The sequence below is a fragment of the Desulfosarcina widdelii genome, assembly GCF_009688965.1.
Lineage (GTDB): Bacteria > Desulfobacterota > Desulfobacteria > Desulfobacterales > Desulfosarcinaceae > Desulfosarcina > Desulfosarcina widdelii.
The window spans coordinates 7,035,527-7,048,395 of record NZ_AP021875.1 but is presented as its reverse complement, the minus strand read 5'-3'; the positions used below and the strand labels follow the sequence as shown (position 1 = coordinate 7,048,395).

13 protein-coding genes are annotated in these 12,869 nt (G+C 50.7%); 12 read left to right on the top strand and 1 reads right to left on the bottom strand.

The window, feature by feature from the left end; translation table 11 throughout:
• Nucleotides 1-228 precede the first annotated feature (228 nt).
• The 12 genes from GN111_RS32130 (at nt 229) to GN111_RS32075 (ending at nt 12,389) form a co-directional block, all read left to right on the top strand.
• A protein-coding gene (locus GN111_RS32130) for an IS3 family transposase (protein ID WP_231715477.1) occupies nt 229-1,385 on the top strand; the annotation gives its coding sequence in 2 pieces (ribosomal slippage) (nt 229-487 and nt 487-1,385; 1,158 coding nt in all).
• A 28-nt stretch (nt 1,386-1,413) separates the two neighbouring features.
• Nucleotides 1,414-1,671, top strand: coding sequence for an integrase core domain-containing protein (locus GN111_RS32125; protein WP_155307655.1), 258 nt, complete (start codon nt 1,414-1,416; stop codon nt 1,669-1,671).
• A 343-nt stretch (nt 1,672-2,014) separates the two neighbouring features.
• Nucleotides 2,015-3,664 (top strand): sensor histidine kinase, encoded by a 1,650-nt coding sequence (locus tag GN111_RS32120; RefSeq protein ID WP_170302561.1) that lies wholly within the window; start codon nt 2,015-2,017, stop codon nt 3,662-3,664.
• On the top strand, nt 3,657-4,319 hold the full coding sequence (locus tag GN111_RS32115) for a response regulator (protein WP_155307653.1): 663 nt from the start codon (nt 3,657-3,659) through the stop codon (nt 4,317-4,319). Before GN111_RS32120 ends, GN111_RS32115 begins: the two co-directional genes overlap by 8 nt.
• A 293-nt stretch (nt 4,320-4,612) precedes the next feature.
• The gene (gene dctP / locus GN111_RS32110; protein ID WP_155307652.1) at nt 4,613-5,755 is read left to right on the top strand and encodes a TRAP transporter substrate-binding protein DctP; all 1,143 of its coding nucleotides are present in this window, start codon (nt 4,613-4,615) and stop codon (nt 5,753-5,755) included.
• 102 nt (nt 5,756-5,857) lie between these two features.
• Nucleotides 5,858-6,394: a TRAP transporter small permease subunit gene (locus GN111_RS32105; protein WP_155307651.1), complete on the top strand. Its 537-nt coding sequence runs from the start codon at nt 5,858-5,860 to the stop codon at nt 6,392-6,394.
• 54 nt (nt 6,395-6,448) lie between these two features.
• Complete coding sequence (locus GN111_RS32100; RefSeq protein ID WP_155307650.1) at nt 6,449-7,765, top strand: TRAP transporter large permease; 1,317 nt, start codon at nt 6,449-6,451, stop codon at nt 7,763-7,765.
• Nucleotides 7,766-7,830: 65 nt separating this feature from the next.
• Nucleotides 7,831-8,610: an SDR family NAD(P)-dependent oxidoreductase gene (locus GN111_RS32095; RefSeq protein ID WP_170302560.1), complete on the top strand. Its 780-nt coding sequence runs from the start codon at nt 7,831-7,833 to the stop codon at nt 8,608-8,610.
• 39 nt (nt 8,611-8,649) lie between these two features.
• Nucleotides 8,650-10,212 (top strand): acyl-CoA synthetase, encoded by a 1,563-nt coding sequence (locus tag GN111_RS32090; protein ID WP_155307648.1) that lies wholly within the window; start codon nt 8,650-8,652, stop codon nt 10,210-10,212.
• A 78-nt stretch (nt 10,213-10,290) separates the two neighbouring features.
• Nucleotides 10,291-11,556 (top strand): thiolase C-terminal domain-containing protein, encoded by a 1,266-nt coding sequence (locus GN111_RS32085; protein ID WP_155307647.1) that lies wholly within the window; start codon nt 10,291-10,293, stop codon nt 11,554-11,556.
• A gap of 2 nt (nt 11,557-11,558) precedes the next feature.
• Nucleotides 11,559-11,978, top strand: coding sequence for a Zn-ribbon domain-containing OB-fold protein (locus GN111_RS32080; protein WP_170302559.1), 420 nt, complete (start codon nt 11,559-11,561; stop codon nt 11,976-11,978).
• A gap of 33 nt (nt 11,979-12,011) precedes the next feature.
• The gene (locus GN111_RS32075) at nt 12,012-12,389 is read left to right on the top strand and encodes a carboxymuconolactone decarboxylase family protein (RefSeq protein ID WP_155307645.1); all 378 of its coding nucleotides are present in this window, start codon (nt 12,012-12,014) and stop codon (nt 12,387-12,389) included.
• Here the strand turns inward: GN111_RS32075 and GN111_RS32070 are convergent.
• Nucleotides 12,386-12,841, bottom strand: coding sequence for a hypothetical protein (locus tag GN111_RS32070; protein ID WP_155307644.1), 456 nt, complete (start codon nt 12,839-12,841; stop codon nt 12,386-12,388). The two genes, GN111_RS32075 and GN111_RS32070, sit on opposite strands and share 4 nt — an antisense overlap.
• Between the last annotated feature and the right edge of the window lie 28 nt (nt 12,842-12,869).

Here is a 12,869-nt window from a genome sequence, read left to right as displayed (position 1 = left end):
CCCGGCCCCTTAGCTCCACGTTATGTTTTTTAAATATCTTCCGTATTAAGGATTATCGTAGTGAAATGTATAATTTGCTTTTTAACAGATAGTTTTCAAGATAAGTTACGCAATTTAGCAAGACTTAAAAGCGATAGGTTTGAGGATGCCATAACAGAATTGGATCATCTCAAAAAAGTGGACACACCGAACAGCCAAGTTGTATGAGGCAACAGGAGGTGTTCCACCATGGGAAAACGATTTGACAAAGAATTTAAAATCGAAGCGGTGCGACTGGCTTCGGAGCCAGGCAACACACAGTCCGAAATCGAACGCGACCTTGGCATCAGCCAAGGCATCATCAGTCGCTGGAAACGCGAGTTGCGTAATGATGGCGACCAGGCGTTTCCAGGTAAAGGCCGCCTCAAGCCAGACGACGATGAGTTGCGGCGTCTCAAGCGTGAAAACGAGCGACTTCGGCAGGAACGTGACATCTTAAAAAAAGCCGTGGCCATCTTCTCGGAGGACCCGAACAGATATTCGGGTTCATAGACGGGCACCGCACTCTTTGGAGTGTTGAGAAGATGTGCCGGGTTCTTTCGGTGTCTCGCAGCGGTTATTACCATTGGCGCAACCGTCCCGAGAGCAAACGGGCGATTGAGAATCGGCGCCTGGACGTTCACATCAAGGCCATTTTCAACAGACATAAAAGGCGCTGTGGCAGTCCGAAAATCACGGATGAACTCAACGACATGGGATTTCCAGTCAGCAAAAACCGGGTTGCCCGCAGAATGAAGGAAATGGGGCTGCGTTCGATCTATCGGCGCAAATATCGGACGACCACCGATTCGAAGCACTCCTATCCGGTCGCGAAGAATCTGTTGCAGCGCGATTTTACGGCGGACGGCCCTGATAAGACGTGGGTGTCGGATATCACCTATATCGCTACCGCACGTGGCTGGCTCTACCTGACGGTCTTTATCGATCTGTTTTCCCGTATGGTGGTCGGCTGGGCGCTGAGCAGTTCTTTGAGCACGGAAATGGTGCTTACAGCGCTTGCCCGCGGGATCCGCAAGCGTCGCCCCGGTCCCGGATTGATTATCCATTCGGATCGCGGGGTTCAGTATGCGTGCAAGGATTTTCGAAAAGTGTTGAATAAGCATGGTTTCGTTCAAAGCATGAGTCGCAAGGGCAACTGCTGGGACAACGCGGTGGCCGAGTCTTTTTTCGGCATCATCAAATCGGAATTGATTCACCATGAACGCTTCAAGGGGCCTCAAGACACCTTGAGGGCAATATTCGAGTACATTGAGATCTATTACAATCGGAAACGCAAACATTCTACATTGGGCTACAAAACCCCAGCCCAATTCGAACAGACCATGAAATCAGCAGTTTGCTTTTAACCGTGTCTACTTTTTTGGGGAAAGTCCAATGTTGAATAAGCATGGTTTCGTTCAAAGCATGAGTCGCAAGGGCAACTGCTGGGACAACGCGGTGGCCGAGTCTTTTTTCGGCATCATCAAATCGGAATTGATTCACCATGAACGCTTCAAGGGGCCTCAAGACACCTTGAGGGCAATATTCGAGTACATTGAGATCTATTACAATCGGAAACGCAAACATTCTACATTGGGCTACAAAACCCCAGCCCAATTCGAACAGACCATGAAATCAGCAGTTTGCTTTTAACCGTGTCTACTTTTTTGGGGAAAGTCCACAGAGTAATTTCCCTGGATACAGGAACAACTCCCGCCTTCTCGTCATTCCGTTGAAAATCGGATACGAATTGTAACTTTAGCGCTATCCCCTCTTTTCAATATGTTCTGGATGCCCCCGGATCAATTTCCGGCATGACGCCGATGCGACTTTTTACAAGCCTGTCGGACTTGATTGACAGCGGTCAACATATTTGGCAATGGTAACCTGCGTAAAAAAAATCATACAAATTTCCTGAATTACCGTTTTGAAGAGTTCGAAAATGCCATATCAATTACGTAATACCCTGTCCCCGACTTCATTAGACACAAGGACCATGCCTGACCGTGATGTCTCTCATCCATTTCTTTCGAGGGGTGATTCAGAAAAACGGCTGGATTTTTATAAATGCCACAAGGAACAGATACATGCCTACCTGCTTGAATTCATTCAGGCAGAACCGCCGACATTGTACCAGGAGTTTATCCTGAAAAACACGGAGGGACAGGAGAGGGTCCAGATTTATCTTGATTCCTTCGAGGCAGCCCTGTCGGGCAACGTCCAAACGTTTCTCGACGATCAAAAAAATATTGGATACGTCAGGGCGATTGAGGGCTATCATCTTAACGATGTCTATCGATTCACGGTTGCCGTCAAGGATGCGCTCTGGAAGGCGAGCAGGGAATATAACCAATCGAAACAGGACCCCACCGACCGACTCGGCAATGATGACATCTTTACTTTCAACAAGTTGCTGGACAATGCTTACTATCTGTTGTCTCTGTCCTTTTTGGAGACGCGGGACGAGATCATCGTCCGCCATCGGGAACAGCTCCAGGCGCTCCAGCGATTTGCTGCGGGAATCGTATCGATATTCGACGAGGAGGATATCTGGGCAAAAACAATTCAAGGGGTTTTCGACGTTTTCGGTCTTAACGGAACATTCATATTGGACAGCCAGAAGAGCCCCCTCGGCAAAGTTCTCGTCGCTGAGAGAATGATCGGAATACAGTTGTCCAGCAGCGATTTAGAAAAAATATTGGAAAGTATCTATCACTCATTGACGCCAATGGGCCTGGATACTGACAAAGACCTGATACAGCTTACCGACTCGATAGATACGAATCAATTTCGGCTTGTCGCTTCCCCGGTGATGGATCGCACGTCCAAGTTTATTGGGATTCTTTGCGTTCATGATCAGGGGCGACGCTTTCGTTTCTCCAAATTCGACCGCAACCTGTTGTATCAATTCTCATATTTTGCGGGAGCCGTTTCCGCCAACTGCCGGATGGTTTCGGAAATTGCAGAAAAAAGAGAGGACCTGAGGAACCTGACGACCCGATTGATTTCCGTGCAGGAAGAGGAAAGAAAGAAGATTGCAGCAGATATCCATGACGTACTGACGCAGGCCTTGACCGGCATTGGCTACAAAGCACTATACTGCATGGAAATCATGGAACGTGACCATGATAAGCTCTACAGGGAACTTGAAATTCTGACTGACACCATAAATGATGCCCTGCGTCAGTCCCGACAAATCATAAACAATCTGCGGCCCCATATTCTTGACGATATCGGCATCATCGCAGCTTTCAGGAAACTGATCGGAGATTTTGAAAAAAAATTCGATATGAATGTCCGCTTCTCCCATCCTGACAGCCTGCAGGTCGGTCCCGACCAGGGAATTGCCCTGTTTCGGATTCTCCAGGAGGCATTGCACAACACGCGACGGCATGCGAAAGCCACGAATGTTGAATTGTCGCTGCATATACTCGGCGATAGTTACTTGAAGATGACCGTTGAAGACAATGGCCAGGGCTTCAACCCGCGGAAAAAAAATCGATATCCGCTGAGACCCGGTTTGGGGCTATTGACCATGCGCGAGCGGACCGAGGATATGGGCGGTGAATTCATCGTCGACTCTCAGGAACAGAAAGGCTGCAGGATTATCGTACAAATCCCTTTGAAGGAGGGAATCGATGGCTGAAGAAATCCGGGTAATGATTGTCGATGACCACACCATTGTTCGCGAGGGCATCAAGGCGTTGTTGGATATCCAAGAGGGAATCGATGTTGTTGCAGAAGCGAAATCGAGTATTGAATGTCTGAACAAGATGGAAGCGGCCTGGCCCGATGTCGTCCTCATGGATCTCAAAATGCCCGGTATCGACGGAATCGAAACAACCCGTCTGGTTAAAAAGAAATACCCTCAGGTTAAAGTTATCCTGCTCACCAATTACGATGATGAGGAGTATGTAATAGCGTCCATAAAGTCCGGCGCGGACGGATATGTTCTGAAAGATGTCAAGAAAGGGGATCTTTTAGAAATCATCCACGGTGTGTTTCAAAATCGTGCATTTATCGATCCGACGGTAACTCGAAAACTGTTTCACAGCATCCAGCAATCCGGGACGGCCAAGAAGGCTCCTGCAACTCGACCCATTCTGTCCCAGCGAGAACTCCAGATCCTGACCCACCTGGTTGAGGGCAAGTCCAACAAAGACATTGCCAATTCCGTCAACCTGTCTCCGGACACGATCAAAACTCACCTGAAAAACATTTACCAGAAACTGGGCGTTAACAACCGCTCTCAGGCTGCTCGTGTAGCCATTCAGGAAAAAATCGTTTGCCTTACCAGTTAGCATAGCAACACTCTTAAAATTATTCATCTCACCCAAATGGGTGAACGTTATTCACCCGTTCGGGGAATTTACACCTTTTCCTCACTCTGTTACCTTCCGTACAATTGGTTTCGATAACATTATTTTCTTTCAAAATTAGAAATCAAAAGAATTCGGGTCCCGGAATTGAACCGAGAACACGGAAAAAAGCGGGATCGAGTTTTACCGGCATACAATGTTGTCAAACGATTACTGTTGTCAGAGGCGAGCACCAACACCCATCATCTTTTCTGCAATCACAAGGAGGAGCGAAAATGGACAAGCAAAACAACAAAAGAGGAATTTCACGCCGCCGGTTTCTTAAGGATGTTGTTTTAGGTGGTGCTACGGTTGGCGCTGGCCTGACGATGATGCCGGGAGTTCGCCCGGCAAATGCCGCCAAAAAAGGCGTTTATACCCTGAAGTACGATTGTTACATCGGCGCTACCGCTGAACCGGCCCAACTGGACAACTGGTTTCTTGACGAGATCGTTAAACGAAGCGACGGGCGGATTCAGATAAAAAAATTCTGGTCCGGTGCTTTGCATAAGGTCGGTCAGCATCTGCCCGCAATTCGGGACGGGTTGTCCGAGATTTCCTTGATCAGCTATGGCTACTACCCTTCCGCCGTTCCATTGAGCCGCGGCCTGGAATGGTATTACCGCGGATGCAACCACGCCGACAGTCTGCTCCATGTCTGCCGTGACATATATGATGATACGCCCGAACTCCGCAGAGAATGGGAGGACAGGAACAACGCCAAAGTCCTCTATTTTACCAACTGGAGCTACTGCCCCTTCATCATGAAAGAACCGCTGCCAAATATCGAGGCCCTTAAAGGCAAAAAGGTCCGCGGCTATGGCATTGGCGCCGACACGGTAAACCGCCTTGGCGGACAGGGCATGCCCATTGTTGCTGGTGAGGTTTACACGTCGCTGGAGCGGGGCATCCTGGATGGCGCCTTTGCATTTGCTTTTATTACCGCCGAAAAAATGAAGCTGCATGAGCAGGCGCCTTATATCGTAGAATCAGGAGCCGGCGCACACGCCCCCACCACGGTCGTTATGAACCGAAACATCTGGCGATCGCTGCCCGACGACCTGAAAGAAGTTGTCAGCAAAACGGTCGAGGATATTTATAACTGGCGCTACCTCGAGTTGTATTCCGAGCTGACCAAGGAAAGCGTCGACAAGATGGTTGCCGCCGGTGCGAAATTCTCGACGTGGACCGATGAAGAAATTAAAAAAGCGACCAATATCGTCCAGCCGGCGCAATACAAAAATTGGATCGAAAAAATCGCCACCCCGAATAATTTTGACGGCGTAGCATTCCAGGCAAAGGTGGATGCTTTGATCAAGAAATACGAGCCCGGCAAGCTCATGAATCCCTGGGAAACCTATAAACAGAAATACATGTAAAAGGCCCCTTCCTTACGATATGGCTTCCAGGGATGCCGGATTGCCCGGCATCGTTGGAAGCCTCTCTCCCTGTTATTGAATCCAAGGCGGAGAACGGCTTTTATGGAAAGACCGCACAAAAGGCTTCTTGTCGAAAGACTTGCCGATCGGTACAAAGTATTTTGCACATTTTCTGCTGTGATTGCGGCGATCACGATCGCCGTGATGATGTTGAGCACAACATTGGATGCATCCTCAAGGTATCTTTTCAACAGCCCGATTCCCGGCGTTTTCGAACTTAACGAGGTCATCCTCGTTATCTGTGTTTACATGGGATTGGCCTGGACACAAATTGAAAGAGGCCATATACGGGTCACCGCATTCTTAATGCGCGTCTCCGACAGAACGGATATCCTGTTCAATATTCTCGCCTGGGTGGTGACGTTCCTGTTCCTGTTCGTATTAGGCTACCAGAGCGCCATCGGCGCATGGGAGTCCTTCCAGATCAGGGAGTTTCGATGGGGTTCCGTCCAGATGCCGATCTGGTGGGCCAAAGCGCTGGTACCTATCGGCTGCTGGATGATGAACATTCAGCTCATCTTTGACATCTGGAAAGAGATTGAATCGCTACGTGGCCGCCTCCCGAAACAACGAAGCTGAAACCACGCCCGATTACTATTTTTCTCACGGCAACACTACGGAAGGTAAAAGATAATGGATCCACTGTTGGCTGTATTGCTCAGCATACCATTGGTGCTTATTCTGCTGGCTGCAGGAATTCCGGTTTTCGCATCACTCGGAGTTGCAGGTTTTATCGGTTGCGCGGCCATTTCCGGGTTGGACATGGCGCTCATTCAACTAAAGGTTTTTCCCTATGTCCAGACGGCGAGCTACCTGCTGGTTGTCGTACCCCTTTTCGTCATCATGGGGCACTTCGCGTTTAAAGCCGGGATTGGGAAAGATGTATATCTCATCGGGAGAAACTGGTTTTCTCAATTTCCCGCCGGTTTAGGGGTCGCAACCATCGTCGGCTCTGCCGGGTTTGCCGCATGCTCGGGATCAAGTGTCGCAACGGCAGCCACCATGGGCGCAGTAGCCGTTCCGGAGATGCGCGAACAGGGATACGACCCGAAGCTGGCATGCGGAATCGTTGCAGCCGGCGGTGTCTTGGGGATTCTCATTCCCCCGAGTGTGATCCTGGTTTTCTATGGCGTCATCACGGACACCTCCGTTGGATCCATGCTGATCGCCGGCGTCATCCCGGGTATTCTGTCCGTCGTCATATACATCCTCGGATTGACGATGTTAAGCCGGATAGAACCATCCCTGGCGCCCAAACCGCTCAAAGTGTCCTGGGTGGAGCGGTTTAAGTGTCTAAGGTACGGGCTCGGGGCTTTTCTTCTCTTCTTTATTGTTGTTGGAGGCATCTACATCGGTTGGTTTACACCAACGGAGGCCGCGGCCGTTGGGGCATTCGTTTCCTTTATTGCCATGATCGTAAGGCGGAAACAGATGGATGAAACGTTGCGGGCAGCAATCAAAGACTGCTTTATATCCACACTTCGCACCTCCTGCATGGTATTCATCGTTATCGTCGGAGCAGGATTATACAGTTTTTTTCTTACGTTGGCCCAAGTACCCCAAATGGTTTCCGCATGGGTGGCAACGCTGCCGGTTCCTCCTTTAATTATCGTAGGACTCTTTTTGGTTCTCTATATCCCTCTTGGAATGCTCCTGGACTCCTTCTCTCTTCTATTGGTGACGCTTCCGATCATGTTTCCGGTGGTTGTGGACCAAATGGGCTTCAGTGCGCTGTGGTTCGGCATTCTCTCGACCAAACTATGCGAGGTTGGTCTGATCAGCCCCCCTGTCGGTTTGAATGTCTATGTTCTGGCCGGAGTTGTTCGTGACGTTCAGTTGGCAGATATTTTTAAAGGCTGCTTATGGTTCGTCCTTTTTGAACTGGTGGCCGCCCTTGTTCTTTTCAGCTTCCCGTCGCTGAGTTACTGGCTTCCCATGACGATGAAATGATCATTCTTAATTTTGAGATTTATTTTGAAGATAGATGAGAAATGGATGTCGATATGGAGGAATACATGAACAATAGTGTATTGGATTTAAACCGGCGCACTGCCATTGTAACCGGCGGTGCACGAGGCATCGGGGCAGCCGCTGCATTGGCTCTTGCCAAAAATGGAGCCAATATCGTGATTGCCGATCTTATCGATGCGTCGGAAACGGTCGACCAGGTCAAGGCAATGGGACGTCAGGCGATCGCAGTGGAAACCAACGTCGCCTTATCGCAAGATGTCAAACATATGGTCGACAAGGCGATCGAGGTTTTCGGGCATATCGATATCCTGATAAACAATGCCGGTGTGGTGCATCGAGACACACTTCTCGAAACTTCCGAAGCCACCTGGGACCGAGTCGTCGATGTCGTCATGAAGGGGACGTTTCTATGCATTCAGTCTCTTTATCCCCACATGCGCAAACAGGGTTACGGCAAAATTGTAAATGTCAGTTCCATTTCAGGCATCATTGGCGGCGCGGTGTCAAAGTTGGATGACAGTCCCGAAAAAGCCCGCGGCCGTTCAGGTCCTGCGTATGCGGCAGCCAAGGGAGGGGTGATTACGCTGACAAGGTGGATCGCCAAGGACATCGCCAAAGACGGCATCTTTGTCAACTGCGTTGCTCCGGGAGCCTGCGAAACGGAGATGACAAGGGGTTTCGATTACAATGTGTCGATGCTGCCGATTGCCAGAATGGGAAAACCCCAGGAGATGGCCGATGCCATCCTGTTTCTTGCCTCCGATGCGTCCAGTTATATTACCGGTCAAGTGCTCAACGTTGACGGGGGATGGGTTACCGCCTGATCTTCGAACAATATCGTTCATGTTTATAAGGAGTTACAGATGAACCTCAGCATGCTGCTGACCAAGACGGCACGGATGTTTCCGGAAAAAGCGGCTTTTATACACAAGGACAGAAAGCTCACCTATGCGCAATTCTCTGCCCGTGTGAACAGACTGGCCAACGTTCTCAAACAGTTGGGCCTTGAGAAGGGGGACAACGTCGCCATCCTTCAATACAACTATCCGGAAACATATGAAGCGATGTTTGCCTGCTTCAAGAACGGGTTGGGTGCGGTTCCGATCAACTTTCGTCTCCATCCCAAAGAAGTTGCCTTTATCGTGGATCACTCGGAATCACGGGCGGTAATCCTATCGTCGGAATTTAACGATGCAATCATCTCGGTTCGAGACAGGATCCCCAATGCGAACCATCTGATAACGTTGGACGGCGCCAAAGGTGAGCTGTTGGACTATGAATCCCTGCTCGACAAGGCCTCCGACGAATTTGTCGATGTGGACGTGTCTCCCGACGATCTTGCCTGGCTTTTTTATACATCGGGGACGACGGGAATGCCAAAGGGCGCGATGTTGACGCACCGCAACCTGCTGGCAATGACCATGAATTTTTATGCCGATATCGCTCCGGGTTTCACACCGGACGACGTCGTCCTTCACGCGGCGCCATTGTCCCACGGAAGCGGGCTTTACGGCATTCCGAATATTGGAAAAGGGGCGACCAGCGTGATACTGGCCTCCAAATCCTTCGAACCGGAGCTTGTCTTCCAGACAATCCAGCAATACCGGGTCACCAATATGTTTGCAGCACCCACGATGATCAAGATGCTGGTCGATCACGAAGCACTGCCGAAATACGACCTCAGTTCTCTGCGTTCTCTCAATTACGGCGGTGCACCGATGCTGGTCGAAGATCTGAAAAAGGCCATCGAAAAGCTCGGCCCCTGCCTCGTGCAGCTTTTTGGCCAGGGCGAATCGCCGATGACCATCACTTACCTTCCCCAATGGGCCCATAAGGCAAACGGTAGCCCTGAAGAAATGAAACGTTTGGGATCGGCCGGTTTTGCCCGTACGGATGTGGAAGTCAAGATTTTCGATGAAGGCGACAACGAACTTCCTTGTCACCAAATCGGCGAGATTGTCACCCGCTCCGACCTGGTGATGAAAGGATACTGGAGAAATCCGGACGCCACGAATTCGACCCTCCGAAAGGGATGGCTGCACACAGGCGATGTCGGTTACCTGGATGAAAGCGGGTGCCTTTTTATCATGGACCGCTCAAAGGACATGATCATCAGCGGAGGGGAAAACATATATCCTCGCGAGATCGAGGAAGTTCTTGTCGGGCATCCATCGGTCCGGGAAGTTTCCGTGATCGGCGTCCCGGATCCCAAATGGGGCGAAGCAATCAAGGCGGTAGTCTCGCTGGTCCCGGGAAAGTCGGCTACCGAAAAGGAGCTGATCGACTTTTGCCGCGACAACATTGCAGGCTACAAAAAGCCGAAGTCCGTAGAGTTTGTAGACGATCTGCCCAAGAGCAACTATGGAAAAATACTTAAACGCGAGCTTCGGGACCGTTATTGGAAAAATCAAACACGCAAACTTTGATCTTCTCGAGAAAACGGATTGATCAAATGCATTGAACTGGTCCTCGACGGATTGATTCCAGGACCCGGGAGACTTGAAATGCCCAAAAAGAGAAAACTCGCAAGAGGTGTTGCCATAGCCGGTGCCGGGATGTCTAAATTCGGCATGTTTCCGGATAAAAATTCCAAGGATCTTTTTGCCGAGGCATTCGGCGAAATGCTCACTTCCGTTGACAAGGGACTGGATCCGAAGGATATCGATGCCCTTTATGTGGGTAATTTTACTAACGATTTCTTCGTTCACCAGGCACACTGGGGGCCTATTATTTCGGATCTCATCGGCCTGACGCCAAAACCCGCAACCCGGACGGAAGGGGCCTGTGCATCCAGTGCGTTGGCATTCCGCGAGGGCGTGTTTGCCATCGCCTCCGGATTCTACGACATCGTGCTGGTCGGGGGTGTGGAACAGATGTCCAAACGAACCACCGAAGAGGTTGCCGAAGGTCTTGCCCTGGCCACCGTTCCGTATGAAGGAGAGGCGGGATTTACCTTTCCGGGTGTTTTCGGTGCCCTGGCCACCGCCTATTTCGCCAAATACGGTGCCGGTCGAGAAGATCTGATGAACATTACAGTTAAGAGTCACAACAACGCTCCTCTCAACCCCAAGGCTCAATTCCCGTTGACCATACGGGACATCATGGATGCACGCCGAAAGAAACTGGAGCAACGCGGTCTTCCGGTACCGGATTGGAGCGACGAAAAATCTTTCCTGTCCGATCCAACGGTAAATCCTCCCGTCGCCTGGCCCCTTCATCTTTACGACTGCTGTCCCATCAGCGACGGCGCCAGCTGCATTCTTCTGGTGGCTGAGGAGCTTGTGCGCAATTTTACCGACGAGCCGATTTTTGTGGCCGGCATCGGCCAGGGCAGCGGTCGCGGGTTGCACGCCAGCGAATCTTTGACTTCATTCGAAGCCACACGATACGCCGCACAGGAAGCCTACGGGATGGCCGGAATTGACGCCGATGCCATTCAGTTTGCCGAAGTTCACGACTGCTTTTCCATGGCGGAGTTGATCCATGTCGAAGATTTGGGTTTTTTCCCGCAAGGCCAGGGATATCGCGCCATAGCCGAAGGGGCCACGGCGTTGAACGGTCCCATTCCGATCAACACCTCGGGAGGTCTGAAGTGCAAAGGTCATCCTGTGGGAGCAACCGGAACCTCCCAGTTGTTCGAAATCTGGACCCAGTTGCGCGGCAAAGCGGGAAAACGCCAGGTTCCCAAGGATAATCTTCGGATTGGCGCTGCCCATAACCTTGGCGGAACCGGCGGAACATGTACCTTCACGATCCTGGAAAGGAGATAGATATGCGGGAGAACCGCGATTTCAGCGATTTGTCCTTTCAAGCCTTTCTCTCCGAGGAAAAATTGATGGGCTGCCGGTGCCGGAATTGCGGCGCCGCCTACCTTCCTCCAAAACCGATCTGCACGAAGTGCTTTCATCGGGAATTGGAATGGATCAAGCTGCCGGAAACCGGCAAACTGGCAGCTTTTACCTGCATCAGCGTCGTGCCGCCGGCCATGGCGCAAGAGGGTTTCGGCCGGAAAAATCCTTATTTCACGGGAGTTGTCGAACTGGCGAAAGGTCTGCGCATCGATGCCCGCATCCGGGGAATCGACCCCCAAAAACCGGAAGCGGTCACCGTCGGAATGGCTATGCGTACGGACTATATTCATAAAGAAAAAGATGGTATTAAATCCACTGTGCTCGCTTTTCGTCCGGCTTGACGATCATTTTTAATGCTTTAAAGGGGATCAACGATGGAAGATGCTCGCTATCAAACAGGCCTGGGTGCATTAGAAAAAATCACAGGTTCGTCAGGATCCGCAGTTGTCGAAAGCCTGAAAGACATCGCTCCTGACCTGGCCGACTGGATCATACAGTTTTCATATGGTGATGTTTTATCTCGCGCCAATCTTGATTTAAAATCGAGGCAACTGGCGACCGTTGCTGCCCTGACAGCCATGGGAACCGCTTACCCGCAGCTCAAAGTCCATATACAAGGGGCCCTAAACGTGGGCTGCACGAAAGTGGAAATCATCGAAGTGATCCTTCAAATGGCAGTATTTGCAGGGTTTCCTGCTGCCATAAACGGAATCAATGCTGCTCGTGAAATTTTTCAACAAGAAGAACGTTAAAGATCCGTTAAAACATTGCCTGCCTCCCTACCGGACACCTCCTTGGTATAAAAAGCCTGAAGGAGGTGTCCGGCACCCCATCCCGCCGCGGTTATATCCGATACGGAAATGTCTGTGGAGCGATCCATATGTGGACTCATGGTAAATGATGAATCTGCAACGACATGGAATTCTTGCCTGAATTTTCCAGTGCCCGGAATTGTCCCATTGGGATTCTTTTGATAGCCTGGCTGCAATAATCGTTGATCTGGAAAATCCATTGGGGTAGGCTTTAACGAGTCCTTCCCGGTCGATTCTCCGTTCGGCCATTGACGGGAGCCGGGCCGCGGCAGCGCCGGTCTCCCTGGCTTTCTCCGTTCAATGGCACCCTTTCCCCACCGAACCGGGAGGGCGGCAATGTCATCCCCGTTTTCTTTAACGTTCAGGAAGGGCCGCTCGGCGCAGCGCTGCATGATTCCAGTACCCTTTTTCCAGGAGGAT